Consider the following 24,493-nt stretch of genomic DNA (forward strand, 5'->3'; position numbering starts at 1 on the left):
ATCAGCGCTGTTCGCGCTCGCCACCCGCCACCACGATCACCGCGATGATGATGAGACCCGTCAGGATGAGGCGGATGCCGGCGCTGGCGCCGAAGGTGTTGAGCATGGTGACGAGCAGGTACATGAAGAGCGCCGCTCCCCAGATGCCCGGCACATTGGCGCGACCGCCCGCCACCGAGGTTCCGCCGATCACCACGACGGCAATGGAGGCGAGCAGGAATTCCTCACCCATGTTGAGGGCGGCACCGCCCGAGAATCCCGAGAGCAGGATGCCGCAGAGACCGGCAAGGAAGGCGCTGAGCAGATAGGTGAGGAAGCGCGTGCGGTCCACGGCCAGGCCCGCAAGCCAGGCGGCGCGCATGTTCTGGCCCACCGCAAGAACGCTGCGGCCATAGAGGGTGCGGCGGATGACGAGCGCGATGACCAGCGAGAGCAGCAGCACGAGGATCGCCGCCACCGGAACGCCCATCACCCGCATGGTGGCGAGTTCCGCGAGCGGCGGCGGCGGCTTGATGCGAATGCCGCGGCCATAGGAAATGGCTGTGGAGAGAACGAGGAAGCTCGACGACAGCGTCGCGATGATGGGCGGAATGCGCAGCAAACGGATGAGGATGTAGTTGAAGACGCCGACAAGCAGCGCCGCCCCGAGGGCCGCCACAACGCCGATGAGGAGGCGGGCGGAATCCGTATCCATCACCTTCATGGCGACAACGCCTGAAAGGGTGATGGTGGCGGGAATGGAGAGATCGACGTTGCCGGGGCCGGTGGTGATGACCATCATCTGGCCAAGGCCGACGATGATGGTGAAGGTGGCGAAGGAGAGGGCGGCGGTGATGATTTCGCCCGCGCCCTGTCCGCCGGTGTAGGCGATGGTGGCGAGCCAGACGAGCAGTGCTGCCGCGAACGACCAGATCCAGCCGCTGTTGCCGAGGCGCTTCAGAAGAGCGTTCATGCGGTCTTCTCCCCGTAGGTGACGAGCGCACGAAGGGCGAGCACGATGATGAGGATCGCGCCCTGCGCACCGATCTGCCAGTCCGGCGAGATCTTGAGGAAAATGAGGAAGGCGCCGGCCAGTGCCAGGGTGAGGGCACCGACGACCGCACCCATGGGCGAAACGCGCCCACCGATGAACTCGCCGCCGCCGAGGATCACGCCGGCGATGGAATAGAGCGTGTAGCGGTCAGCTACATGCGCATCCGCCGAGGTCGTAAGGCCGAGGAGCGACAGGCCCGAAAGGACGCCGAAGACGCCTGCCATCATGTACATCATCACCTTGGTCCGAAGCATGCTCCACCCGGCGCGGGTGAGCGCCTTGGGATTGCCGCCGGCACCCCGCGCAATCACGCCGTAGGACGAGGTCATGAGCGCGACATGCACCACGAGGCCTATCACCACGGCGGCGACGATGGGGAAGGGAACGACAGGAAGCTGCAGCCCCATGATCGCCTTCAGCCAGTCCGGCGCCTTGCCGCCGGGCGAGGGCAGGATGAGCACGGCAATGCCGAGCCAGACGAAGGAGAGGCCGAGCGTCACCACGATCGAGGGCAGGTTGCGGAGATGGATCAGGGCGCCCACCGCGCCATAGACGGCAATGAGCAACAGCAGCACGAGGATGCCGAGCACCGGCTGTTCGTAAAGCAGCGTTGCGCCGATGCAGCCCACCAGTCCGACGAAGGGCCCGATGGAGAGATCGAGATCGTTGACCGTGATCACGAACATCTGGGCGATGGTCGCAAGCGCAATCGGGATGGCATACTGCAGCATCAGGTTGAGGCCGAAGTAGCTCATGGCCCGCGGCTGCACATAGAAGGTGGCGAGGAGCACGATGAGCAGGGAGAGGAAGGGCAGGGCCTGCCGCAACAACCGCCGGGTGATCATGCCGCCGCCTCGGCGAAGGAGGCGGAGAGCACATTCTCCTCGGTGATGGCATCACCCGCGAGGGCCGCCGAGATTGCGCCATCGCGGAAGACATACGCGCGGTCGCAGTGGGCCAGTTCGTCGATTTCGGTTGTGTACCAGACGAAGGTGCGGCCCGCCGCCGCCTGCGCGCGGATCATGCCGTAGACTTCCTGCTTGGTGCCGATGTCGACGCCGCGCATGGGGTCGTCCATCAGCACGATCGTAGCATCGGAGGCCAGCGCGCGCGCGAACAGTGCCTTCTGCTGGTTGCCGCCCGACAGCGTGAGGATGTTGTTGTCGACGTCCGGCGTGCGGATCGCCATGCGCTCGCGCCAGTCCTGTTCCAGCGTCTTTTCGGCGGCGAGATCGATGAGACAGGCCTTGCACAGCTTGGGCAACGAGCGCACCGTGATGTTGCGGCCGATGGACCAGAGATTGAAGATGCCGTCGGACTGGCGGTCACCGGCGATGAAGGCGATGGCGCCCGAGACGTCCGCGTTCCTGCGGGAGAAAAGCTGCAGCAGCATGCGGGTCTGGCCGTGGCCGGCGAGGCCGGAGAGGCCGATCACCTCGCCCTGATGGGCGATGAGTTCGCTGCTGCCGCCGGTATCCGGCTTGGCGCGCAACACAACCGCGCGGCCCTCCGCCGAATGGGCTGAGCGCGGCCCGCTCTCGCGCGCTTCCGAGCCCATGGCGGCGACGAGGCTCTCGCGGGTGAAGCCGCTGGCCGGGCGCTCGGCAACGGTCTTTCCGTCCTTCATCACCACGATGCGGTGGGCGGTCGAAAGAATTTCACGCAGCAGGTGCGAGATCAGGATCACCGAGGTGCCGCGCGCCGTCTCGGCCTTGACGAAGGCGAGGAGTTGTTCGGCGGTCACGGCATCTAGCGATGAGGTGGGTTCGTCAAGAACCACCAGCTTCAGGGGTTCGTCGGTCACGGTGAAGGCGCGCGCAATCTCCACCATCTGGCGCTTGCCGATGGGAAGATCGGCGATTTCGTCGCCGGCGGAGATGCCGTGTCCGGGGAAGATTTCATCCAGCTTGCGGGCGATCAATTCGGCGGCGCGGGACTTCCAGCCCCATCCGGCAAGGCTGCGGTGCATGATGCGCACGTTCTCGGCCACGCTCAGATTGGGGCAGAGTGAGAGTTCCTGGAATACGCAGCGGATGCCGTTGAGGCGCGCGGTGTCCGGCGTCCAGCGCTCGGTCTCCTCGCGGCCTGCGATGCTCAGCACGCCGGCACTGGGGCGGAGCGTGCCCACGAGGATGTGCATGAGTGTCGACTTGCCCGCGCCGTTGTGGCCCACGAGCCCGATGCACTCGCCCGCGCCCACGGTGAGTGTGACGCCCCTCAGGGCACGGACGGCGCCGAAAGATTTTTCGACGCCGTCCAGTCTTATGGTCTCAGTCGTCAAGGCATTACTTGCCGGCAACGACCTTGGCTGCATCTTCCGCAGTGTATTCCACGTTGGCGACGCCGCCCTTCTCGGTGGTTGCGAGATTGGCTTCAAGCGTGTCCTGGTCGATGCGCAGGAACGGCACGGTGAGGTCCTTCGGCACTTCCTTGCCGTCGAGGATCATCTGCGCCACCCAGAAGGCGAGGGTGGAGACGCCGGGCGCGATCGAGACGGACATGGTCTCGTAGCCGTTGGCGTCCTTCTGTTCCTTCCACCACTGCAGTTCGTCCTGGCGGTTGCCCATGATGATGGTGGGCGTCGGGCGGCCGGCGGCAGCGAAGGCCTGGGCGGCGCCATAGCCGTCACCACCCTGGGTCACGACAGCCTTGATCTCGGGCAGGGACGGCAGGATGCCGGCCACGGCCTTCTGGGCCACTTCCTGGGCCCAGTCGCCGTGCACGGAGCCGACGATCTTGAACTGCGGATTCTTGGCAACGGTTTCGTTGATGCCCTTGGAGATTTCGTCATCCACGAACACGCCTGCAAGGCCGCGGATCTCGAGGAGGTTGCCGCCTTCGGGCATCTTCTTGGCGAGATATTCCACTTCCGAGGCACCCATGGCCTTGAAGTCCACGGCGATGCGCCAGGCGCAGGGCTCGGTCACGATGCCGTCGAAGGAGACGACGATGATGCCGGCGTCACAGGCCTGCTTCACCACGCCGTTGAGGGCGTCCGGCGAAGCGGCGTTGATTACGATGGCGTTGTAGCCCTGCAGGATGAGGTTCTGGATCTGCGCGGCCTGCTCGGTCACCTGGTTCTCGGAGGTGGTGAAGGGATCGGCGGCGGCCACGATGCCGTCGGCCACGGCCTTCTTCGTCACCTTGTCCCAGCTCTTGAGCATGGCCTGACGCCAGGAGTTGCCGGCGTAGTTGTTGGACAGCGCGATTTTCTTGTCCTTCGTGTCGGCCAGAGCCTGGCCTGCGGTGAGCAGGGCAACAACGGCCACGGCGCCCGCGAGTGTCTTCTTCAACATCGGATGGATCCTCCCATTTTTTCCCGGAGCCCTCTTTGCGAGGTGCCCTCGGCGCGGATGCTATCACAGCGTGCTCCTTTGGCAACCGCGATGACACCGCTGTCAGAGCCGGACACGTGCGCTGCAAACACGCGATTGCCTTCAATTCCGCATCATGATGTTGCAGTGCGGAACAAGTTGATCCGTGGGGAGCGTTGCTTTGCCGGCAGGGCGCTATGGCGAAGTTCCGTGGGCACATCCGGAGCAAATCCTGTTATGGGCAGCCGGACAAAGCCCAAGCCGGGAACAGCTCCGTTCCCGGCAGCAAGACGAGCCCCTGCCGTGTCCTTTCGCGCGCCCCAATCCGCCAGCCCGCTTGTGCCGGTGATCATCTGCACGTTCGCCATCCTGATCCTCTCGGGCATGGATGCGGCGATGAAGTCGCTCGTCATTGCGATCGGCGTCTACAACACGGTGATGTGGCGCAGCATGTTCGCGGCGGTGGTCTCGGGCATCGCCTGGTTCTCGGGCACGCCAAAGCGGCCCAGCATGGAAAACATCAGGCTTCATGCGCTGCGCGCGGTCATCATCTGCGTGATCATCCTCGCCTTCTTCTGGGGCCTTGCCCGCTTGCCGCTTGCCGTCGGCATCGCGCTCAGTTTCGTGGCACCGCTCATTGCGCTCTTTCTTGCTGCCCTCGTGCTCGGCGAAACAATCCAGCGGCAGGCCATCTGGGCCTCGCTCGCGGGTCTTGTCGGCGTCATCATCATCACTGTCGGGCAATTCACCCACGTCAATTTCTCGCAGGACGTGATGTGGGGAACCGCCGCGGTCCTCGCCTCCACCGCCTTCTATGCCTACAATCTCGTGCTGATGCGGCGGCAGGCGCAAATGGCCTCGCCCATCGAGATCATGTTCTTCCAGAACATCGTGCTCAGCATCCTGTTCCTGATTCCGGGCCCGTGGCTTGCCAGCGCGCTTCCGTTCAATCTCATCTGGCCCATCATCGGTGTGACGGCGCTGTCACTCGCCGGGCAATATCTCATGAGCTGGTCCTACGCCCGCGCCGAGGCACAATACCTGATCCCAACCGAGTACACGGCATTCATCTGGGCGATTGGGCTGGGTTGGTATTTCTTTGGCGAAGGGGTGAGCTGGACGACCCTTGTTGGCGCGGGGCTCATCATCATGGGCTGCCTCATCGCCGCACGCTCCAACCCGAAACTGGCGGAGCCCATCGAAGCCACCGTCTGACCTTCTGTGTGAAGCCCCTCACAGACACGAAACTGCAATCCGCCGCACATACCCTCTCACCCCGGAACCGGAGTTCGGTCCGCACGGGGGTGCAGACAGGGAACCACGCGCGTGTCACATGGCCAGGCCAACCGGTTGATGATCCTTGCCGCCATCCTCTGGGGGCTCGGAAATGTGGCGCAGCAGACGGTGCTCGTGCATATCGGACCCTTCCTCGCGATCTCGCTGCGCTGCCTTATCGCAGCACTGGTCTTCGTTCCCGTCCTCACGCTGACCTCGCGGTTCACCACCCGGGTGGCCCGCCCGGCCCGCTGGCCGGCCGTTGCCAGCACCGTCGCCTTTGCTGCCGCCGTCACCCTGTCGCAGGCGGGCTACGGCCTCACGACGGTGACCAACGCCGGCTTCTTCATCAACACCACGACGGTGATCACCCCGATGCTGGCGTGCCTCATCCTCCGGCAGAAGCCGCCGCCGGTCACGTGGATCGCAGCCCTCCTGATCTTCAGCGGCGCGGTGCTCATGTCTGGCGGATCCATTCATGGCTTCCGCAGCGGCGACGCGCTCTGCTTCGCCTCTGCCCTCTGCTATTCGTTCTGGATGATCTATGTCAGCGATTATGCGCGGCGGGGTGGCGAAGCCTCGGCACTGACGCTGATCCAGTTCTCGTTCACCGCACTTGTCTGCCTGCCGCTCGCCTTCATCTTCGAACCCGTCACGCCGCACGGCGTGGTGGCGGCGCTGCCGGAACTGTTGTTCCTCGGCCTCTTCTCCACGGCGGGTGCCTACTTCCTGCAGATCTATGCGCAGCAGCATACCAGCGCCAGCGAAGCGGCAATCATCGGCAGCGGCGAGGCCGTGGTGGGTGCCATCGCCGCATACTTCCTGCTCGATGAGATATTGACCCCTTCAGGCGCCTTGGGCGCGGTCATCATCTCCCTGGGCATCGTGCTCGTGGAATGGCCGGCCCTTCTGTCGAAGATCATGGCCCGCAAGCCGCGCGAGATGCCGCGCGCCACGCCCTCCCATCCCCATGGCATCACCCTTCACGGCGGCGACGGCCCACTGTTCATCCCCGTTCCGTCGCGCGCCAAACCTGGCTCGTATCACCGGAGGACCGAATGAAGAACTACGACGAATTCAAGGGATACAGCTTTCGGCTCGACTTCGATCCCGTGAGCAAGACCTTCGTGCCGCAGAAGATCGAACCGGTGATGGCCCCGCAGCCACCCAGGCAGCCTGCACCCGCAGATCAGCCAAAGACCGCGGAGATCGAGGACATCGCCGCTGCCAAGGTGCGCAAGAAGGCCACGAGCCTTCAGTCGGCGGGATCACCGAAGGCGATGCGCTCGAGAACTGGCATTTCCTTGAGGAAGATCCTTCCCCGCTGAACGTCGACCAAGCCATCCTGTTTCCACTGCATCAACGTCTTGTTGACCGATTCCCGGGTCGCTCCGGCAAAATCAGCAAGGTCGGTCTGGGTAATGCCGATACTTCTTTCGGCATCGCCGAAGCTCTTGTTCAGCACCAGCAGCCGGCGCGCCAGCCTGAGTTCGAAAGAGTGGAGGGCATATTCTTCCACCGAAGCGCTGACCCAGCGCAGGCGCTCGCAGAGAATGTCCATGAGGTTGACCGAAAGCTGCGGGCAGCTCGCGGCCGCATCGAGAAACGCCTTGCGCGACACGGAGAAAAGCTTCGTCGGTTCCATGGCCGTGGCGGATGCGGTGCGCGCCTTGTTGTCGATCATGCTGATCTCGCCCACGCAGTGGCCGGGGCCGATCTGGTTGAGGACAATTTTCCGGCCCGCGTCATTGATGATCGAGATTTCGAGGCGTCCCTCCTGGACGACGAACATGGTGCCGCCCTCGCCACCGCGCTCGAACAGGGTTGCGCCCTTCTTCAGGGTGAGGGGAGGCGCGACGCCGAGGAGGCGTTGCCGCACGGCCTCCGGCACCTGCGAGAACAGGCGGGCCAGTTCCACCGTATCCGTCTTGACCTTGGCGCCGCTCTTGATGTTGGACGTCATGTCGAACCCCTTCGCCCGCACTATAGTTCGCGCCTCGCGGGAGGCAATCCTTCCCGGTGCAAGGTATGGTTTTGGCGGGTTTTTTGGGTTGGTTTGGCCGGACGAAGCCGGGTCCGGCGTCGAACCCCGCATCAGCGCGGCAGGCCGGCTTCGAACAATGCTTCTTCGAAGTCTATGCGTTCGAACTCGTCGGTCATCGGCTGGATGCTGACCCATCTCTCCACCGAGAAGTCCGGCTGCATCTCGAGGATCTTGGCAACGTGCGGGGAAGGGTCGAGCCCGAGCCGCACCTTGCACGCCGCCATGAGGCGCTGGGCCTGACTCTGGTCACGCATGCGCGAGACCCATGAGAGGGCCTGCTTGTAGTCCTTCATCGAGTGGTAGACATCGCCGAGCGACCAGAGCCGGTAGTCGGCGTCGTTGGGCACGTTGGCGATCGAGCGCTGCAACACCGTTGCGGCCTGGGAGAAGCGCCGGGCATAGCCGAAGACCATGCCGGCATCGGCTGCGAGTTCCGGATGGTAGGGCAGCGCCTCGACGACCCGCTCGTAATGCCAGACCGCCTCCTCTGTTTCGTTGGCCCAGAATTTCGCGAAGGCAAGGTCGGCTTCGCAGAGGGGATGATCGGGTTTCTGGTGATAGGCGCGCCTGGCGAGGTCCAGTGCCTGGGAAAGATGATCGGTCTTCTGGTCCCACCAGCCAAAGCGCCAGGCGATTGTGTGGGCCCGGGCAAGACTTGAGTGCAAAAGCGGATGCTCCGGATCGAGGTCTCTTGCCGCATGCAGGTACTTCAGCGCCAGCTTCATGCGCTCGGGTGTGAAGGCCCCGATTTCCATGCGGGCGGCGGTGATGAGCTGATGCAACCCGGCAGACTTCATGTGCGCGGCGCGGTCATGCTCGCATCCGGCAATGGCGGAACCGACAAGCGATACGAGGGCCATGACCTGTTCGTGGCCCGATGTCGTTTCGGCAGCATCGCGGCTGAAGGTCTGCGCTCCGCTGCTGAGATAGGGGGAGCTGAGTGACACGAAGACGCGCACGCCGCTTCCGGTCCTCACGCTCCCGCACCTGACGACATAGTCTGCGCTGATTGGAGGTCCGCTGCCACCCTTGCCGTTCTGATGGAATGTCGCCGTATTCCATCCCTGGCTCGAGAAGAAACTGGCGAATTCCCATTCCAGCGCCTCCAGGATGAAGCCCGCGAGGATGCCGTTTGCTCCGGCCTGCGACAGATCGCTTGGGAAGCAGATTGCCACGAATGGTTCATTATGATCGCGCGCTGCGGCTTTCTCGACCGAGTTGCCGTCAGCGCCGATCTCGACGAAATCGACAAAAGGCTCTTCCGGCTTGGCGAAAAGCCGGCGATGGCGTTGCGGCCGTTGCGCTGCGAATTTCTGCACGAAGGGCCATGCCATGGCGCCTATGCCGATGTTGCCCTTTGCGACAAGCGAGCTGATGCGGGCCGCGACATTGATGCAATGCCCGTAAAGCGTATCGCCGCGCGTCTGCGCCCGGCCTGATGTGATCCCCATGCGGTACAGGAAGGGGATGGGATGGAGATCCGACGCCTGCGCCTCGCTCGTCTTCCGGGCGACGGTCTCGGCCGCAAGATAGGCGGCATCTGCACGCGGAAAGGCGAGGAGTATGCTGTCGCCGACCTTGTCGAGAACGCGCCCGCCGAAGGCTTGGGCGGCTTCCTCGAAGAGCGCCTGGCCGGCGCGCAAGCGCTCAACCGAGTTGACCTCCGTCTTGGCCATGGCGGCAGCAAAGCTGCATGCATCCGCATGCAAGAAGGAAAGCTGCTGCGTGGTTCCCATGACGTGAAACCGGTCCCAATTGACTGCCCCCGCAGTTCCGACCAATCTGACTTGTCTGTGAAGCATTTCACAGAACGCCGACATCGAACAATCTATTGTTGTCTTAATTGCGCTGCAAGACAGGAGCTGGGAAAACTTCACATGCCGGACACTCCGCAAGAGAAACTCAAGGCCAAACTGGGCGCCGGGCTGCTGGTTGTGCGCGGTTCAACTTATAGCTTTTGTCCTATCACCGACCTGCAGAAATGCCGGATGCCGGAAGAATTTCAGGAAGAATTTCCCGGTGTTGCCGCCAAATTCTTCGAGAAGCAGAATGCGGGTGCCGGAGTGGATCCGAACGAGAAGGGCGTGATCCACCGTGAACTCGACAGATTGTTCAGCCAGTTCTGGGTCGCCGACGGCCTCGTCCAGGCGATATGGATCGAAAATGCTCCAACGCCCGCGTTCACAGCCCTGAACGCGGACACGTTCATCAAGGACTTCCAAGGTGCTGGTCTGCTCGCGTCGCGCGACGGTGTCTACTTCTTCATCCCCTCGGGCAAACTCAAGACGCTCGACAACGATCCGGGATGGAGCGACGAAAAGAAGGCGGAACTTGATGCGTTGCTCCGGCAACGCCGTGCTGTCGATGGCCTCGAACAGGCGATCTGGGTGAGCATCAAGAAGCCGGTGTCAGGCAAGCCTGCGAGCCGGACCGGCGGTTCTGAAAAGATCATCTTTGCGTATACACAGGACGAACAGAAAATCCTGGTGGACATGTCGAAGGGTGGAAAGCCCTCATCAGTTTACTGAGACTGTGAGGGATACGGTGAAACACGGAGATTGACCGGGGACGATCGGGATATGGCTGCGACCGCTGCTTTGTCTGAACGGATTGGTGTCACGCGGCTGGCAAATCTCACTGGTCTTGATCGCATCGGATATCCCGTCGTTGCCGCCATACGCCCCATGTCACGCAATCTTACGGTCAGCATGGGGAAGGGGGACACGATTGCCCACGCCGAGATGTCGGCACTGATGGAAGCGGCGGAGCTTAACTTCAGTGAAGCCCCCGCGGTTCCTTCCCGGTTTGCGGCGTTTGACGACATGCCCCCCGGCACGGCCCTGGATCCAAGCCGACTGGCTGAGCCGCATTCCGGTCCTCTCGGCGCGCTCCTGCTCCAGTGGGTGGAAGGCCGGTACATTGATTCCGGGCATCCGGTGTGGGTGCCCTGGCCTGCGATCTCCATGGATTTCACCGAAGAGGCCTTGAAGCAACCGTGCGTGTTTCGCAGCAGCGGTACCGGACTTGCCGCCGATACGTCGCGGGCCTCTGCCGTGCTGCACGGTCTTCTCGAAGTTGTCGAGCGTGAAGCTCATGTCCATTGGAATGAGCTTGAGAACGCCGCGCGCTTCAAGACACTGGTCGACCCTGATCGCGTCGAGGATGAGCGGACCAGGGCCTTGCTGGCAAGAATACAAGCCGCGGCGCTACATGTCTTCATCTGGGACCTGACCTGCCGCGATGGCCTGCCCTGCTACATGGTAGAGATCGTGGACTTCGCGGCCCATGCCACAACACCCTTTGCGCAGGGCGCGGCCGCCCATATCAATGCCGGCCTTGCCCTTCACAAGGCGCTCGCCGAGGCGCTGCAGGTTCGTCTCACCTACATTTCCGGAAGCCGTGACGACCTCGGATGGGACGAGTATGACGGACGTTTCGCGGCTGTGGTCGAGAACCGGCGAGGGATTGCCATACGTCATCAGGGCAGACATCCGTCCGTCGCAGGGATCGACAGCAGCGGGGATCCGGGCGGCGCGATTTCAACCATTCTCCTGAAGCTGGGCGATGCAGCCACCTCGGCTCTCGCCGTGGACCTGACACCACCAGATGCGGAAATGGCGGCGGTGAAGGTGATGATCCCCAGCGCTCGCGACACACCCGATAGCAACCACTATCATCTGCAGCGCATCATGGGGCGGGCCTGACCATGCCTCCACTCCGCCCGCCTGCCATCTTCCTCGGTCCAACGCTTGACCACTGCCAGGCCGCTGGGCTTGTCGAGGCGGATTTCCATCCCCCGGCCGCGATGGGTGACATCACGCGCGTCGTGACCGGAGGTTCGAGCGCCGTGATCCTCATCGACGGCGTGTTCGAAAGCGGGCCTTCCGTTTGGCACAAGGAAATCCTGCTGGCCATGCGAGCGGGTGTGCCCGTGATCGGGGCGAGCAGCATGGGCGCATTGCGCGCAGCTGAACTGTGTTCCTACGGCATGCTCGGCTCAGGGCGCATTTTTGAAGACTTTGCAAGCCGCCGCCTGACGGATGACGACGAGGTAGCAGTGGTTCATGGACCTGCCGAGACAGGTTGGATGCCGCTTTCGGATGCGCTGGTGGACATCAGGGCGACGGTGGCGCTGGCTGCGGAAGAGCGGATCATTTCGCCTGCCATGGCGCACGGTGTGATCGCTCATGCCAAGGCCACGTATTTCAAGAACCGCAGCCTGTCCGACAGTGTCGAAAGTGTCCAGCCGCAGTACATGCCCGATAACGAGAAAACGCAGATCAGGAACTGGTTTGCGGCCCATGCCGTCAGTCAGAAGCGGAATGACTGCGTTGAACTCCTGAGACATCTGCCTGAAGCAATTTCGACTGCAGCAGAGCGGGTCGCCATGGCCGCGATGGCCAAATCCACGGCATATCTGCGTCACTTCAACGATCGCGCCGCGCCGCGGCTTTCCGGAAGACCATCATGACAACACCAGAAACCAATATCTTTCTCTACATGTCGGCCCAGAACGAGCTGTCGGATGCAGCCGAGCGGAATGTGGGAGAGATCGCCAGGTCGGTGCCCCTGACCGGCCTTTGCCTGTACATCCTGCTCGACAAGACAAAATCCGAATACGAAAAAACAACGATGATCTACGAGGTTCCGCCGGACGCGAGCGCAAAGCAGTTTGCGGCCTCCGTCAAGCTGGCCCCCATCGACAAGGAGGTGAGCAGTCCGGATGTGTTTCGCAACAGGTTGAAGGCTGCCAACGCCCATTTCGAGAAGTACACTGCCGGAAAGCCGATGGGGCAGCGTATTCTCGTGCTCTGGGGGCATGGCGGTGGCCTCGTCCTGCTGGACGAGTATCAGGCTCGAAGCGTGGAAATCGCGCGGGGCAGACTTGCCGATTTTGCCAAGGTGCTCGCCAACAATGAAGCGGAAGGACGGTTCGACATCGTGGCGTTCGACTCCTGTTACATGGGAATGCTCGAGACCATGAACGAGCTGCGGGGCTGCGCGCTCTATGCCTTGTCTTCAAGCACCATGGTTGACTCCCAGGGATTGCCCTACACGGAGATCATTGCCGACCTGAAGAACCACGACAGCACACGCACGCCACATGCGACGTCCGAGGCGATCTGTCAGCTCTACAATCATCGCTACAGGGAAACCTATCCGGATGGCAGCCGCCAGTTGCTCATGTGTGATCTCAGCAAGATCGCCAATGCAGCAGATCTCCTGAATGCGCTCGGCACCATCCTCGGCAACCTGATCGCGACGCCAGATGCCAACGATCCGGTCAGGAGCGTCATCCGCGATGCGCTTGTCTGCGCAGGCGGTGAAGCCGACTATGCGTTCTGCCTGACATTGCTGGACCTTCTTGAATACAAGTTGCCGGATGTCATCCCTGCGAAGAGCCAGGTTACCCTGCTTGAAGCGATCGCCGATCTCCGCCAGGCGACCAAGGAAGCATTCTCGATTCCCCATGGAGAAGATGAGCCATCGCAATCGCCGATCATCTGGGCACCCTTGAGCAGGCTCAAATACGTGAAGATGTCTGCCGACTATAACGCCTTGAAACTGAGCGCCGGCGGCAAGGCGGGATGGGCCAGTCTGTGGCGCAAGTTCCACAATGTTGCGGATGGCCCGCCGATACCACCGCCAGGATCACCGACCATCGGTCTGCCACCGGTGACAGTCTTGAAGCCGGCGCTCAAGTAGCCCTTCCTCGAAACTCCGGGTCAGACGCGGACAGACGCCAGTGTGTCCGCCGGTTCGTCGCGCGCGTGGGGTTCAGCTCCTCGGCTGCCAAAGCTGGCGGACGTGTGAAGCAGTTCACAGACACAAGCTTCAACCTCGTTCATCCTCCTTCTCAAGGCTGGCGGGCAAGGTCCAAGACCCAGGAGAACACGACAATGAAACGTAATCGCAAAATCCCCCTGTTCCTCTTTTCCGTGGCCGTGATTTTGGGTGCGCTGGCGCCCTATGCCTCCGCCACGGCATCACCGGACGCACTCAAGACCTATCAGACGCTCTGTGCGCAGAATGCCCAGTGCAGCGCCGAGATGACCGAGCGCGGACTTCTCTTCAAGCTCCGCATGCAGAACCGCACGCAGCTGATGCTGTGCCAGAGCAACGGCCTGTGCGAAGCGCTGCTGCCGCGCAGCGTCCGCTACCGCGTCGAAGATGCGCGGGATTGGTTCATCGTGAAATAGTTCGGCGCTCCCTGCCGATGGAGTCCGCAGGGCAATGCGCTGTCGCCGGATGGACTTTCCGCCACGTGCTCCCGTAACGCCCCCGTCGGGAGCGGGTGGTCAGGATGGACCCTTCTTGTACTGCGGATTGTCCTGCGGCCCTGCTTTCAGGCGGCGAGGGACTGCTCTTCCGACTGCGTGTTCATGATGGCGATGATCTCTTCCCTGCAGCGCTCGAAGGCCGCAACGCAATCCGGATCGAACTGGCGGCCGGCCTGCTCACGCAGATAGAGGAAGGCGCGCTCCACCGGCCAGGCGTCCTTGTAGGGCCGCTCCGTCGTGAGAGCGTCGAAGACATCCGCCACGGCGGCGATGCGCCCGGACAATGGAATGTCGCTGCCGGCCTTGCCCATGGGATAGCCGCGGCCATCCCAGCGTTCGTGATGGCTGAGGGCGATTTCAGCGGCAAAACGCAACAGGTCGCAATTCGAGTTGGCGAGGATTTCGGCCCCGATCAGCGTGTGCTTCTTCATCTCCTCGCGTTCCTCATCGGTGAGGGCGCCGGGCTTGCCGAGAATGGAATCAGGGATGCCGACCTTGCCGATGTCATGCATGGGAGCGGCAAGTTGCATGTCGCGGCAGTAATCGGGGCTGGCGCCCAGCTGCTCCGCGAGGGCGGAGCAGTAACGCGCCATGCGGATGGTGTGGAGCGCCGTTTCCATGTCCTTGTAGCCTGCCGCTCGCGAGAGGCGTCGGATGATTTCCTCCTCGCGCTGACGGAGCGTGCGGGTTGCCTTATCGACTTCCGTGTTGAGCCATGCCGCGCGGTCGGAGAGCTTGCGCTGCGCCTCCGACAGGCGCAGCAGGTTCTTCATGCGGACGCGGAATTCGATGGGCTCGATCGGCTTCTGCAGGAAATCGACGGCGCCCGCATCGAGGGCGGCAAGCCGCACATCCGTTTCCTTGTCGGCCGTCACCATCACGATGGGCTTGTCGGCGTGGCGCTCCTGCATGCGCAGTTGCTTGACGAAGGAGACGCCGTCCATCTCCGGCATCATGTAGTCGACGATCGCGACTTCGAAATCCTGGGTGACAAGCGAGGTCAACGCCTGGACGGCACTGGTGAACGTCAGGACCTCGCAATCGGCAAAGCTGCGGAACAGCATTTCCATCAGCATCAGGTTGGTTCTGTCGTCATCCACCACGACGACTTTCCGTTTCGGTGTCACGTGTTCCTCCATCACGCGGCCTGCTGGCCAAGTGCCCCGGTTGCCCGGTCACATTCCTTGATGATTTCGTCCATGCTGATCTCTTCCGGCGACATGTTGCGGAAGGACTGGGCCAGTTCCGCAAGTCCCGTCAGTCCGAGATTGGCGGCAGCGCCCTTGAGCGTGTGAAGGACGAGGTCCACTTCGCCTTCCTTGCCTACCGCAATGGCGGCGCGCAGCTTTTCGGTCATGAGCGGCAGTTCCGCCACGAAGGCCGCGATCAGGTTCTGCACGCCTTCTTCGCCCACGATGCTGCGCAGTTCCTCAATGCGATGGATCTTGCGGGACTCCGGCAGTTGCGCGGCTGCGGGTTCGGCGGCCGCTTCCGCATCGGCGCTGCCGCTGAAGCGGTGCAGCAGGTTGGTGAGGGCTGCGAGCGAGATGGGCTTCGATTTAAAGCCGTTCATGCCAGCGGTGAGGCAGGCCTCGCGGTCGACGTCGCTGGCATTGGCCGTGAGGGCAACGATCGGCACATTGATACCGAGCTTGCGCAGGTTCCGCGTCGCCTCGATGCCGTCCATGACGGGCATCTGCATGTCCATGATGACGAGGTCGTAGTGCCGGCGCATGGCGGCAGCCACCGCCTCGGCGCCATCCGAGACGACGTCGGCGGACTGGCCGAGCTTCTCGAGGAACTGGCGGATAACCTCACGGTTCATCGGGTGATCCTCGGCAACGAGGATATGGAGAAGGGGCGGTTGCTTTTCCGGGAGATGGACCACGGCCTGTTCGCGCGGCGGTGCATCGGCGGAGACGCCGGGCACTTCGAACCAGAACAGGCTGCCGATGCCGGGGGTGCTTTCGACCCCGATCTTGCCGCCCAGTTCCTCGACGATGCGCTTGCAGATCGCAAGACCGAGGCCGGTGCCGCCGAAGCGGCGGCTGGTCGAGCTGTCGACCTGGCTGAAGGGCTGGAACAGCTTGTGGCGGGCCTCTTCGGGAATGCCGATGCCGGTGTCGGCCACGGCGAAGCGGATCTTGCCGTCGAGCTTCTTGACGTTGAGGCGGATGATGCCGTTGTCGGTGAACTTGATGGCATTGCCGACGAGATTGAAGAGGATGCGGCGGATATGGGTGGGGTCGCCCGTGATCCAGTCGCCTTCCTCCACGCCATCGGTCACGAGATCGAGGCGGGTGTGCCGCGCGTCGGCACGGGCGCGCATGACACGGATCAGCTCCCGGGCCAGTTCGACGGGCTGGTAAGGCAGGTGCTCGCGGCTCATGGAACCGGCCTCGAGCTTGGTGAAGTCGAGGATCTCGTTGATGATCTCGAGCAGGGCCGTGCCTGAGCTGTTGATTGCGGAGACGCTCTCGCGCTCGCGGGCCGAGAGCTTGCCATAGGAGAGCATCTCCGACATGCCGAGGATGGCATTGAGCGGGGTGCGGATCTCGTGGCCGATGGTGGCGAGGAATTCCGATTTGGCGCGGTTGCCGGCTTCGGCCAGTTCATAGGCCTGGCTCAGGGTCGACGTGGTCTTGCTCAGTTCCTGGCTGGTGACGCGGAAGAGCTTCACCTGGCGGAGCAGGCTCAGGATGAGAAGGCCGATGGTGAAGCAGATGGCCACGACAATGATCGCCGAGAAGCGCTGCAGCGACATGATGTCGTCGCGTTCCATGGTGCGGGCTTCGGAGACGGCGCTGTTGGTCTTGTTGAGGAGTTCGCCCGTCACCTGCATCAGGCGCGTGGTCTGCTCGCGGGTCTTGCTGATGTCGGCCGCGGAGGGCTGCTTGCCCTGGGCGAGGCTGTCAAAGAAATCCTGCATGCCCAGCGTCAGGTCCTGGGCCTCCTTGCGTTCCGCTTCAGTGTTGGACGAGGAAATCCGCTTGTCGTCGAAGTTTGCTTCGTTGAGCAGGGTGAGACGCGAATAGAGAATGTCGAAGCGCTTGCCCAACTCGTGGGGCGCGGGCGGCGGCAGCACAGACGACTGCGCGTAGTGATCGAGCATGTTGTCGAGGGTGCGGGCCTCGCGGTCGAGCTGATAGATGGCCCAGAGCTTGTCCTCGCGGATGCTGTCGCGCATCGAATCCTGGCGCGCGATGATGGTGGCGAAGATGGCCGCCAGTGCCAGAAGCAGGGCCGCGGACGAGATCAGCAGCACCTTCGTGGCCCTGCTGGCAAGCCTCACGGCATCCTGACTTCTGGCAATGGGGTCACTCAATTGACGACCTCGACTTCCATCACCTGCCACACCGAGCGGGAGAAATACTTCTCGTTGTAGAGTTCAGGGTTGGTGTCGAAGGGATAGATCATGAAAAGCGGACCCTTGTCGCGCACCGACATGAGCTTGCTGTTCATGCGGACGGCGAGGATGGTGTCGAGGTCCTTGGCGTCGGCAATCGGAACGTCGGAGGAGTAGTCGTTGAGGGCCTTGACCTTGAGGACCTTTCCGTCTGCACCGGCGGCCGCGAGGATGGCGCGGATCAACGGGCCCTGGAATTCGGTCTTGCCCTTGGTCCAGGGCGTTTCCATGCTGGCCTTGCGGCCCTTCAGGGCCTCCAGCATGTCGAGATCGAAGGCGGCAACCTTGCCGTCATTGGGAGTGCCGACATTTCCCGTCACCCGCAGGATGACTTCGCCCTTGGGCTTGTCGAGTGCGAAGGAGGGGCTGGCGGTGGGGAGGAGGAGCGCGATGGCGCTCGCAATCAGGATGCGTCTGAGCATGACTCTGGCCTTTTGCAGGCCTCTGTGGGCCCGCGCGGTTTTGCGTTGGTGGGGCACATTCCGGGAGGACCGGGGAAAGCCTTGGCCTCATGCCAAGTCTGAACCGCCTTGGGCGGCTCACGTCATGCTTCTATGCAACCTCTTCGTTTAAGAGACCTCAATTCCGGCCCGTTTCCGTTAAGCGTTTTTGCTAAGGCTGAAGAAAGGGTTTGCGGGCTGCGTAAAACTTGAGGGAATGCCCTTGCCTGTGCCAGCCGCCTGCTCTTTGCTGAGGAAAAACAGGAGCAAAGGCAATATGGCTGCCATCTACAGTGATCTTGCGGGGCGGGTGGTTCTGGTGACGGGCGGAGGCTCGGGGATCGGCGAGGCGATCGTGCGCCGCTTCGCCGGACAAAAGTGCAGGGTGGGCTTCATCGACATCCAGGACGATCCCTCCAGGGCGCTGGTGAAGGAACTGACGGGAGAGGGCCACACCGTGCACTACGAGCATGCGGACCTGAGGGACATCGCCGCCCTCCGGAGCGCCATCGCCCGCATCAGCGAGGCGCTGGGTCCCGTCGAGGTCCTCGTCAACAATGCCGCCCACGATGAGCGCCACGCCACGCCCGACGTCACGCCGGAATACTGGGACGAGCGCATTGCCGTGAACCTGAAGCATCAGTTCTTCGCCGCCCAGGCTGTGCTGCCTGCGATGCAGGAGGCGGGTGGCGGCGTGATCATCAATTTCGGTTCGATCTCGTGGATGATCGGGCAGGGCGGCATGGCGGCCTACACCGCATCGAAGTCCGCCGTGCTGGGTCTCACCCGCTCGCTGGCGCGCGACTATGGCCCGTACAACATCCGCGTGAATGCGATCGCCCCCGGCTGGATCATGACGCAGCGGCAGATCGACAAGTGGCTGACGCCGGAGGCGCTGAAGGAACTGGACGCGCGCCAGTGCCTGAAGCGGAAGATCATGCCGGACGAGGTTGCGCGCTTTGCCGTCTTCCTCGCCTCGGAGGAAGCGTCGGCCTGCACGGCGCAGCACTACATCGTGGATGGCGGATGGGTGTGACCGGCTGATGCACGCAGCACTGCATCCCTGACACGTTTGCCGTTACACCGTACACGGAAGAAGTGTGGAGGCGGCCCCGTTGAAATCTGCTTTTTCTCTGCGCGTTTGAAGCCTGAGGTGGTTGTGAAAAAATCTTTCAACGAGAGAGGGCTTGATGTGCGTCATGGCGCAAGGACGCTGCGTATGGTCCTGTGATGGTCTCGGCAATTCTGCCCTGCCACTGCGCAAAGGACGACCTCCCATGAAACGCCGCTCCCTGCTCTCGAGCATGATCAGTGTCACCGCTGCATCACTCCTTCCCTCTCCGGTTGAAGCTGCAACGCTTCCCAAGCTGAATGTCTACCGCAGCCCGGGGTGTGGCTGCTGCGAAGCCTGGGTGCAGCACATGCAGGCCGCGGGCTTCGAAGTCTCGGTGATGGATGATCCCGACTACAACAGCCGCCTGCCGCAGGCGCTGTCGCAAATGACCAGTTGCCACGTGGCCATTGCCGATGGCTTTGCGTTCGTGGGGCATATTCCCTCGGCCGATGTCATCCGGTTCCTCAGCGGTCCGCCCGTCGGCGCCGTGGGCCTCGCGGTGCCCGGCATGCCCACAGGCTCGCCCGGCATGGGCGCACCGGGCAGCGGAAATTATGACGTGTTTCTGCTCTCGGATAATGCGGACCCAACGGTCTACGAGAGCCACTAAGCAGTCCGCAAAAGGAAAGGCCCACCGTCCGGGTGGACGGCAGGCCTCGCGTGCCAGATTTCAGGTGTCCGTTCCGCCCGCCTTACGGGTTGGCGGGAGGCGTTGCAGGGGCCGGGGTCGTGCCCTGTGTGTTGTCTTGGGCTGGAGCCGTGGTGTCGGGAGCCGGCGTTGCAGGAGCAGGGGTCGTCTCCTGGGTCTGTGCAGGCGCCGGTGCCGGCTCGGTTGTGGTGGCAGGAGGCGTGGTGGTGTTTTCCTGCGTGGTTGTCGTGGTGCTCGAGGTCGGCGTGGTGCTGTTCCGGTTCATGATCAGGAAGCCGATGATCAGCACGGCAATCACGGCCGCAACCAGTGCAATGGTACCGGCCCCGCTGCCGGAATTGACGTTCCGGATGGTAGGCCGCCCGGAGGGATCACGATTGGGATCGGTGGACGTCATGGTGAACTCCTTGTTGTGCCCGCTTGAATGCATGCAACCTCACGGACAAAGCCGCTCCCCAACAATGCGCCTGCTGCAGGAGCGGTTCCCTTAGTCTCTGCTGAAAAGTGGAAACGGAGGTCTTTCAGGCCCTTGCTGCGGGTGTGAGGGCGCGCAGCACGGGCAGCGTCTGCTTCCTGATCCGCTCCATCAGGTCCTTCACCGTCATCTCCTCCGACTTGATGAAGATGATGAACATCATGTTGGTGTTGTTGAACACAAGTTCGGCGAGGGCGCGGGCGTCGACACCCTTGCGGATCGCGCCATCTGCCTGCAGGGCTTCCACCAGCTTGCAGGTCTGCCGCGCGAGCGCGATGTCGAGGGTGGAAAAGGTTTGCCCGAAGGGACTTTCCGGCTGCTGGGTGGAGATCGCCATGGCGTGGCGCCACATCTCCTTGTTCAGGTAGACGAGCGAGTGCTCCACATAATTCGCCATCAGCTTGACGATCGCCTCGCCCGCATCCTTGGGCCGGCGCGCAATCACCTTCTCGCCCGAGGCCAGCACCTCGTTCACTTCCATGGCGACGATGGCGACGAGAAGATCGCCCTTGTTCTGGTAGTAATTGTAGATGGTGCCGATCGAGACTTCGGCGTTGGCGGCGATGGTTTCCATCTTCACCGCATCATAGCCGTGCTCGCGGAACAACTCTGTTGCCGCTTCAAGAATGCGTGTGTGCCGGTCGGCTTTCTGCTTTGCTCTGAGGCCCGCCATTTGGGCAGAGTGCCACATTTTTGGAATTGACTCAATTTTGTAATTCGTTCAATTTTGCAAAAAACACAAACAGGGAATGGAAAGAATGACTCTCCGTGCATTTCTGAAGATGTCGGCTGCTGCACTGGCCGGACTCTGGCTGGGCGGACAGGCGATGGCCGCTGACCTCAACGCGCTCGTCTGGTGCGATCACTCCGACCCCAACCTGCTCAAGCCCTTCGAGGATGCCAACGGCATCAAGGTCAACGTCAAGGAATTCGAAGGAACGGGCGCAGGCTTCGCCATCGTGGACCAATCGCAGCCGGGCGACTGGGATGTGATGGTGATCGACTCGATCGACGTGCCGCGCGGCGTGGAGAAGGGTCTCTTCGATCCGCTGCCCGAGGACAAGCTGCCCTTCGCCGATCTCTTCCCTGAAGTGGTGATGGACGGCAAGACCAAGGTGGACGGCAAGCGCTACGGCATCACCGAGAAGTTCGGCTACAACACCATCGGCTATAACAAGGCCAAGGTGGACGTGAACGACATGCAGTCGCTCGCGGCCCTCACCGATCCCAAGTACAAGGGCCGCATCGCCATCTATGACTATTATCTGCCGGTGATCGGCATGGCCGCCATGGCGATCGGCAAGAAGACGTCCGAACTCACGGAGGCCGATCTTCCGGCGCTCAAGGACGTGCTGCTCAAGATGAAGGCCAACGCCAAGGCCGTGACCGACGTGGCCGCCAGCCAGACGGCGCTTGCCACCGGCGAGGCGGATGTTCTGGTGGGTGGCGGCGAGTGGGTGACCGCCGGCATTGCCAAGGACAATCCCGATCTCGATTTCTCCATCCCCAAGGAAGGCGCTGTTCTCTGGTCGCAGTCGCTTGCCATGTTCAAGGACAGCAAGAACAAGGAGATGGCGCTGAAGTTCATCCAGTACATCCTGAGCCCCGAAGGCCAGGCGCGGCTCGCCACCTCCTCCTGCTACTGGGGCATGCCGTCCAACAGCAAGGCCGCCCTCAGCGATGACCAGAAGAAGATCCTGCGCTTTGCCGAGCAGCCGGACTTCCTGAAGCGGGCGCAGCCCTATCCGGCGCCCGATGAAGCGCTCGACAAGAAGATGCAGGATCTCTGGACCGAGATGCTGCAGTCCCAGTGAGCGGCCTCGCAAGACAAGACCGGGGGCCACAGAACCGGGCGGGATGGCTTGCCGTCTCGCCCGCGCTGCTGTGGACCGTTCTGTTCTTTGCGATTCCCTTTCTCGGCATGGTGCTGATCAGCTTCTCAGTGAAGGGCGCGGGCAACGGGCTCGGCAACTACAGCCAGTTCTTCAGCAATCCGAGCTACTGGCGGGCGATGACCAACTCGCTCGAGGTGACGGCGATCGTCACCGTGATTTCGGTGCTGCTGGCCTATCCCTTCGCCTGGATTCTCGCCTTCGTGGTGCCGGAGCGCTGGCAGCGGCTGGCGCTCATGCTGGCGGTGCTGCCGTTCTGGACCTCTTACGTGGTTCGCTCCTATGCCTGGCTTCTCGTTCTCGCCGAACAGGGCGTGATCAACAAGGCGCTGGTGGCGTCAGGGCTTCTCTCCGACCCTGTGCAACTCGCCAACACGCGCGCCGCCACCGTCATCGGCTTCGTGCATTTCTTCGTGATGCTGCTCACCCTCACCATCTATGCCAACCTGAAGCAGCTCTCGCCCAATTACCGCAAGGCCGCCGCCGACCTCGGGGCGGGGCCGATGCAGTCCTTCATCCATGTGGTGCTGCCGTTGACGCTTCCGGGCATCATGGTGGGGGCCTTCCTCACCTTCGTGCTGGCAATCGGTGATTACATCACGCCGCAGATCCTGGGCGGCAACAACGAACTCCTCATGCCTCAGCTCATCATGATGCAGATCGGACGGCGCGGCGATTTCGGTTCGGCCTCGGCGCTCTCCATCCTGCTCATGGCGGTTGTCACCGTGGCCTATATCGCCTGCGCCCGCTGGCTCAAGATCGAGAGGGCCTGAGATGCGTATCGCCGCCACTGTTTATGCCGCACTCGTCTATCTCTTCGTCTTCCTGCCGGTCGCGGTGCTGGTGCTGTTCTCGTTCCAAGGCAGCCTCTTTCCCATTCCGCCCTTCACCGGGCCGTCGCTCCGCTGGTACGAGGCTGTGCTGTCGGACGGCCGCCTCACCTCCGGTCTCGCCCATTCGATTGCCGTTGCCATCATCTCTTCGGCCCTCGCGACGCTTCTCGGCTTTCTCTCGGCGTGGGGCTTTGCCCGCTTCATGCTGCCGGCCTCGGCCCTGCTGCGCGGTCTGATTACCTTGCCGCTCACCGTGAGCTATCTCATCATCGGCATGGGGCTCCTCGTCACCTTCACGGCGGTGGGCGTGCCGAAATCGCTGCTGGCGGCTGGCGTCGGCCACGTGGTGATCAATCTTCCGCTCTGCTTCGCCATCATCTACAGCCAGATGGGCGATCATCAGGCCAACATCGAACGCGCCGCGCGTGATCTCGGGGCAGGAGAGTGGCAGGTGCTGACGCAGGTGACCGCACCCATGCTCTGGCCCGCGCTCTTTGCCAGCTTCTTCCTCTCCATGACCTTCTCGTGGGACGAGTTCATCATCTCGTTCCTCCTGACCCGCTTCGACACCACGCTGCCCGTGGAAATCTGGAACCTGCTCAGGGCCGGGCTCAATCCCAAGACGAATGCCGTGGGCTCCCTCGTCTTCGGAGTCTCGGTCGTGATGGCCATCATCTTCGAACTCGTCGCCTTCAGGAAGCGTCCGCAATGACCACACTCGTTTCCGTGCGCGGCGTCAGTCACCGTTTCGGTACGCATCAGGCGCTGGACAATGTCTCGATGCAGATCGATCCCGGCAGCTACACCGTGCTGCTCGGCCCGTCCGGATCGGGCAAGACGACGCTGCTCTCCGTGCTGGGTGGTTTCCTTGTGCCGGATGACGGCCGCATTGAGATCAATGGCGTGGATTGCACCGCCCTTGCGCCGGCCAAGCGCCCCACCACAACCGTGTTCCAGGATTACGCGCTCTTTCCCCACATGAGCATCGGCAACAACGTCGGCTTCGGTCTGCGCATGAAGGGCGTGCCGCGTGACGAACGCGACCGGAAGGCGCGCGAGATGCTGGCCGTGGTGGGGCTGGAGCAGGCCTTCGACAAGAAGCCACATCAGCTCTCGGGCGGGCAGCGGCAGCGCGTGGCGCTGGCCCGTGCGCTGGTGGTGGAACCTGCCGTTCTGTTGCTCGACGAGCCGCTGGGCGCGCTCGATCTCAAGCTCCGCCGCCAGATGCAGGACGAGCTCAAGGCCATCCAGAAGCGCGTCGGCACGGCCTTCGTGCATGTGACCCACGATCAGGAAGAAGCCATGGCGCTGGCCGATCATGTGGTCGTTATGAACAACGGACGGATCGAGGACGAAGGCACGCCGGAACGCGTCTATGCCCGTCCGGCAACGCGCTTCTCCGCCACCTTCATGGGCGAAAGCACCATTCTCACTGGCCGGGGCATTACGCCGGGCAGGGTGGCGACGGCGCTTGGAACATTCGCTGTGGAGGGCGTGGCCGCAGGTGCTGAAGCCCATCTTGCCCTGCGGCCCGAGCATGTGACGCTGGGAGCGGGATCCGATGCCACCGTGCGCGACGTGGTCTATCAGGGCAGCTTCAAGCGCGTGAGCTTTGCCGTGAACGGAGAGCCGGGCCTCGTTGTGCTGTGCCGTCTTGCCGCGGAGACGCCCATCGGGGAAGGGCAGGCCGTGAAGATCAGCGCCGATCCCGCCCGTCTCGTCCTGCTCGGAGACTGA

Annotated in this window: 25 protein-coding genes; 14 read left to right on the forward strand and 11 right to left on the reverse strand. The window is 62.7% G+C overall.

Translation table 11 applies throughout. From position 1 onward, the window contains the following. Position 1: 1 nt before the first annotated feature. From QM801_RS01135 to QM801_RS01150, 4 genes are read right to left on the reverse strand one after another with little or no spacing between them, the layout of a single operon-like run. Positions 2–952, reverse strand: coding sequence for an ABC transporter permease (locus QM801_RS01135; protein WP_415017374.1), 951 nt, complete (start codon positions 950–952; stop codon positions 2–4). Beyond that, positions 949–1,878 (reverse strand): ABC transporter permease, encoded by a 930-nt coding sequence (locus tag QM801_RS01140; RefSeq protein WP_415017375.1) that lies wholly within the window; start codon positions 1,876–1,878, stop codon positions 949–951. Before QM801_RS01140 ends, QM801_RS01135 begins: the two co-directional genes overlap by 4 nt. Further along, positions 1,875–3,347, reverse strand: a complete 1,473-nt coding sequence (locus QM801_RS01145) for a sugar ABC transporter ATP-binding protein (protein ID WP_415017376.1) — start codon at positions 3,345–3,347, stop codon at positions 1,875–1,877. The genes QM801_RS01140 and QM801_RS01145 overlap by 4 nt, the downstream gene beginning before the upstream one ends. Continuing rightward, the gene (locus QM801_RS01150) at positions 3,319–4,329 is read right to left on the reverse strand and encodes an ABC transporter substrate-binding protein (protein WP_415017377.1); all 1,011 of its coding nucleotides are present in this window, start codon (positions 4,327–4,329) and stop codon (positions 3,319–3,321) included. The genes QM801_RS01145 and QM801_RS01150 overlap by 29 nt, the downstream gene beginning before the upstream one ends. 321 nt (positions 4,330–4,650) lie before the next feature. Here QM801_RS01150 and QM801_RS01155 point away from each other — a divergent pair, with 321 nt between their 5' ends. From QM801_RS01155 to QM801_RS01165, 3 genes are all read left to right on the forward strand, one after another. Continuing rightward, positions 4,651–5,562, forward strand: coding sequence for a DMT family transporter (locus tag QM801_RS01155; RefSeq protein ID WP_415017378.1), 912 nt, complete (start codon positions 4,651–4,653; stop codon positions 5,560–5,562). 111 nt (positions 5,563–5,673) lie between these two features. Next, the gene (locus QM801_RS01160; protein ID WP_415017379.1) at positions 5,674–6,684 is read left to right on the forward strand and encodes a DMT family transporter; all 1,011 of its coding nucleotides are present in this window, start codon (positions 5,674–5,676) and stop codon (positions 6,682–6,684) included. Beyond that, positions 6,681–6,950: a hypothetical protein gene (locus QM801_RS01165; RefSeq protein ID WP_415017380.1), complete on the forward strand. Its 270-nt coding sequence runs from the start codon at positions 6,681–6,683 to the stop codon at positions 6,948–6,950. Before QM801_RS01160 ends, QM801_RS01165 begins: the two co-directional genes overlap by 4 nt. On the opposite strand, the gene QM801_RS01170 is transcribed toward QM801_RS01165, so the two are convergent. Further along, positions 6,878–7,585, reverse strand: a complete 708-nt coding sequence (locus tag QM801_RS01170; RefSeq protein ID WP_415017381.1) for a Crp/Fnr family transcriptional regulator — start codon at positions 7,583–7,585, stop codon at positions 6,878–6,880. The genes QM801_RS01165 and QM801_RS01170 overlap by 73 nt on opposite strands. A 131-nt stretch (positions 7,586–7,716) precedes the next feature. After that, the gene (locus QM801_RS01175) at positions 7,717–9,402 is read right to left on the reverse strand and encodes a hypothetical protein (protein ID WP_415017382.1); all 1,686 of its coding nucleotides are present in this window, start codon (positions 9,400–9,402) and stop codon (positions 7,717–7,719) included. 141 nt (positions 9,403–9,543) lie between these two features. Between QM801_RS01175 and QM801_RS01180 the strand changes: the two genes are divergently transcribed. From QM801_RS01180 to QM801_RS01200, 5 genes are all read left to right on the forward strand, one after another. After that, a complete protein-coding gene (locus QM801_RS01180) occupies positions 9,544–10,194 on the forward strand; it encodes a hypothetical protein (RefSeq protein WP_415017383.1) in 651 nt (216 codons plus the stop codon). A 51-nt stretch (positions 10,195–10,245) separates the two neighbouring features. Continuing rightward, complete coding sequence (locus QM801_RS01185) at positions 10,246–11,370, forward strand: YcaO-like family protein (RefSeq protein WP_415017384.1); 1,125 nt, start codon at positions 10,246–10,248, stop codon at positions 11,368–11,370. A 101-nt stretch (positions 11,371–11,471) separates the two neighbouring features. Further along, on the forward strand, positions 11,472–12,137 hold the full coding sequence (locus QM801_RS01190) for a TfuA-like protein (RefSeq protein ID WP_415017385.1): 666 nt from the start codon (positions 11,472–11,474) through the stop codon (positions 12,135–12,137). Further along, positions 12,134–13,372, forward strand: coding sequence for a clostripain-related cysteine peptidase (locus tag QM801_RS01195; RefSeq protein WP_415017386.1), 1,239 nt, complete (start codon positions 12,134–12,136; stop codon positions 13,370–13,372). Before QM801_RS01190 ends, QM801_RS01195 begins: the two co-directional genes overlap by 4 nt. A 194-nt stretch (positions 13,373–13,566) precedes the next feature. After that, positions 13,567–13,866 (forward strand): hypothetical protein, encoded by a 300-nt coding sequence (locus QM801_RS01200; protein ID WP_415017387.1) that lies wholly within the window; start codon positions 13,567–13,569, stop codon positions 13,864–13,866. Positions 13,867–14,012: 146 nt separating this feature from the next. On the opposite strand, the gene QM801_RS01205 is transcribed toward QM801_RS01200, so the two are convergent. From QM801_RS01205 to QM801_RS01215, 3 genes are read right to left on the reverse strand one after another with little or no spacing between them, the layout of a single operon-like run. Further along, a complete protein-coding gene (locus QM801_RS01205; RefSeq protein WP_415017388.1) occupies positions 14,013–15,074 on the reverse strand; it encodes an HD-GYP domain-containing protein in 1,062 nt (353 codons plus the stop codon). Between the two features lie 11 nt (positions 15,075–15,085). Continuing rightward, a complete protein-coding gene (locus QM801_RS01210) occupies positions 15,086–17,239 on the reverse strand; it encodes an ATP-binding protein (protein ID WP_415017389.1) in 2,154 nt (717 codons plus the stop codon). Positions 17,240–17,268: 29 nt separating this feature from the next. After that, positions 17,269–17,775, reverse strand: a complete 507-nt coding sequence (locus QM801_RS01215; RefSeq protein ID WP_415017390.1) for a molybdopterin-dependent oxidoreductase — start codon at positions 17,773–17,775, stop codon at positions 17,269–17,271. 295 nt (positions 17,776–18,070) lie between these two features. Between QM801_RS01215 and QM801_RS01220 the strand changes: the two genes are divergently transcribed. Both QM801_RS01220 and QM801_RS01225 read left to right on the forward strand, forming a co-directional pair. After that, positions 18,071–18,829 carry an SDR family NAD(P)-dependent oxidoreductase gene (locus tag QM801_RS01220; RefSeq protein WP_415017391.1) on the forward strand — a complete coding sequence of 253 codons (759 nt, stop codon included), beginning with the start codon at positions 18,071–18,073 and terminating at the stop codon, positions 18,827–18,829. Between the two features lie 241 nt (positions 18,830–19,070). Continuing rightward, positions 19,071–19,517 (forward strand): DUF411 domain-containing protein, encoded by a 447-nt coding sequence (locus tag QM801_RS01225; protein WP_415017392.1) that lies wholly within the window; start codon positions 19,071–19,073, stop codon positions 19,515–19,517. An 82-nt stretch (positions 19,518–19,599) separates the two neighbouring features. Here the strand turns inward: QM801_RS01225 and QM801_RS01230 are convergent, their stop codons facing one another. After that, positions 19,600–19,953 (reverse strand): hypothetical protein, encoded by a 354-nt coding sequence (locus tag QM801_RS01230; RefSeq protein WP_415017393.1) that lies wholly within the window; start codon positions 19,951–19,953, stop codon positions 19,600–19,602. 124 nt (positions 19,954–20,077) lie between these two features. Next, positions 20,078–20,704 carry a TetR/AcrR family transcriptional regulator gene (locus QM801_RS01235; protein WP_415017394.1) on the reverse strand — a complete coding sequence of 209 codons (627 nt, stop codon included), beginning with the start codon at positions 20,702–20,704 and terminating at the stop codon, positions 20,078–20,080. 109 nt (positions 20,705–20,813) lie between these two features. Between QM801_RS01235 and QM801_RS01240 the strand changes: the two genes are divergently transcribed. From QM801_RS01240 to QM801_RS01255, 4 genes are read left to right on the forward strand one after another with little or no spacing between them, the layout of a single operon-like run. Continuing rightward, a complete protein-coding gene (locus tag QM801_RS01240) occupies positions 20,814–21,845 on the forward strand; it encodes a spermidine/putrescine ABC transporter substrate-binding protein (RefSeq protein ID WP_415020872.1) in 1,032 nt (343 codons plus the stop codon). Beyond that, the gene (locus tag QM801_RS01245) at positions 21,842–22,696 is read left to right on the forward strand and encodes an ABC transporter permease (protein ID WP_415017395.1); all 855 of its coding nucleotides are present in this window, start codon (positions 21,842–21,844) and stop codon (positions 22,694–22,696) included. Before QM801_RS01240 ends, QM801_RS01245 begins: the two co-directional genes overlap by 4 nt. 1 nt (position 22,697) lies before the next feature. Further along, complete coding sequence (locus tag QM801_RS01250) at positions 22,698–23,468, forward strand: ABC transporter permease (protein ID WP_415017396.1); 771 nt, start codon at positions 22,698–22,700, stop codon at positions 23,466–23,468. After that, complete coding sequence (locus QM801_RS01255; RefSeq protein ID WP_415017397.1) at positions 23,465–24,493, forward strand: ABC transporter ATP-binding protein; 1,029 nt, start codon at positions 23,465–23,467, stop codon at positions 24,491–24,493. The genes QM801_RS01250 and QM801_RS01255 overlap by 4 nt, the downstream gene beginning before the upstream one ends.

It is taken from the genome of Aestuariivirga sp., assembly GCF_047600585.1.
Classification (GTDB): domain Bacteria; phylum Pseudomonadota; class Alphaproteobacteria; order Rhizobiales; family Aestuariivirgaceae; genus Aestuariivirga.

What these genes read in the sequence shown, in the direction of transcription:
- QM801_RS01135 (WP_415017374.1), bottom strand. Translation starts at nt 952, where the DNA reads ATGAACGCTCTTCTGAAGCGCCTCGGCAACAGCGGCTGGATCTGGTCG.
- QM801_RS01140 (WP_415017375.1), bottom strand. Translation starts at nt 1,878, where the DNA reads ATGATCACCCGGCGGTTGTTGCGGCAGGCCCTGCCCTTCCTCTCCCTG.
- QM801_RS01145 (WP_415017376.1), bottom strand. Translation starts at nt 3,347, where the DNA reads ATGCAGCCAAGGTCGTTGCCGGCAAGTAATGCCTTGACGACTGAGACC.
- QM801_RS01150 (WP_415017377.1), bottom strand. Translation starts at nt 4,329, where the DNA reads ATGTTGAAGAAGACACTCGCGGGCGCCGTGGCCGTTGTTGCCCTGCTC.
- QM801_RS01165 (WP_415017380.1), top strand. Translation starts at nt 6,681, where the DNA reads ATGAAGAACTACGACGAATTCAAGGGATACAGCTTTCGGCTCGACTTC.
- QM801_RS01170 (WP_415017381.1), bottom strand. Translation starts at nt 7,585, where the DNA reads ATGACGTCCAACATCAAGAGCGGCGCCAAGGTCAAGACGGATACGGTG.
- QM801_RS01175 (WP_415017382.1), bottom strand. Translation starts at nt 9,402, where the DNA reads ATGGGAACCACGCAGCAGCTTTCCTTCTTGCATGCGGATGCATGCAGC.
- QM801_RS01180 (WP_415017383.1), top strand. Translation starts at nt 9,544, where the DNA reads ATGCCGGACACTCCGCAAGAGAAACTCAAGGCCAAACTGGGCGCCGGG.
- QM801_RS01185 (WP_415017384.1), top strand. Translation starts at nt 10,246, where the DNA reads ATGGCTGCGACCGCTGCTTTGTCTGAACGGATTGGTGTCACGCGGCTG.
- QM801_RS01190 (WP_415017385.1), top strand. Translation starts at nt 11,472, where the DNA reads ATGGGTGACATCACGCGCGTCGTGACCGGAGGTTCGAGCGCCGTGATC.
- QM801_RS01195 (WP_415017386.1), top strand. Translation starts at nt 12,134, where the DNA reads ATGACAACACCAGAAACCAATATCTTTCTCTACATGTCGGCCCAGAAC.
- QM801_RS01200 (WP_415017387.1), top strand. Translation starts at nt 13,567, where the DNA reads ATGAAACGTAATCGCAAAATCCCCCTGTTCCTCTTTTCCGTGGCCGTG.
- QM801_RS01215 (WP_415017390.1), bottom strand. Translation starts at nt 17,775, where the DNA reads ATGCTCAGACGCATCCTGATTGCGAGCGCCATCGCGCTCCTCCTCCCC.
- QM801_RS01220 (WP_415017391.1), top strand. Translation starts at nt 18,071, where the DNA reads ATGGCTGCCATCTACAGTGATCTTGCGGGGCGGGTGGTTCTGGTGACG.
- QM801_RS01225 (WP_415017392.1), top strand. Translation starts at nt 19,071, where the DNA reads ATGAAACGCCGCTCCCTGCTCTCGAGCATGATCAGTGTCACCGCTGCA.
- QM801_RS01230 (WP_415017393.1), bottom strand. Translation starts at nt 19,953, where the DNA reads ATGACGTCCACCGATCCCAATCGTGATCCCTCCGGGCGGCCTACCATC.
- QM801_RS01235 (WP_415017394.1), bottom strand. Translation starts at nt 20,704, where the DNA reads ATGGCGGGCCTCAGAGCAAAGCAGAAAGCCGACCGGCACACACGCATT.
- QM801_RS01240 (WP_415020872.1), top strand. Translation starts at nt 20,814, where the DNA reads ATGTCGGCTGCTGCACTGGCCGGACTCTGGCTGGGCGGACAGGCGATG.
- QM801_RS01250 (WP_415017396.1), top strand. Translation starts at nt 22,698, where the DNA reads ATGCGTATCGCCGCCACTGTTTATGCCGCACTCGTCTATCTCTTCGTC.
- QM801_RS01255 (WP_415017397.1), top strand. Translation starts at nt 23,465, where the DNA reads ATGACCACACTCGTTTCCGTGCGCGGCGTCAGTCACCGTTTCGGTACG.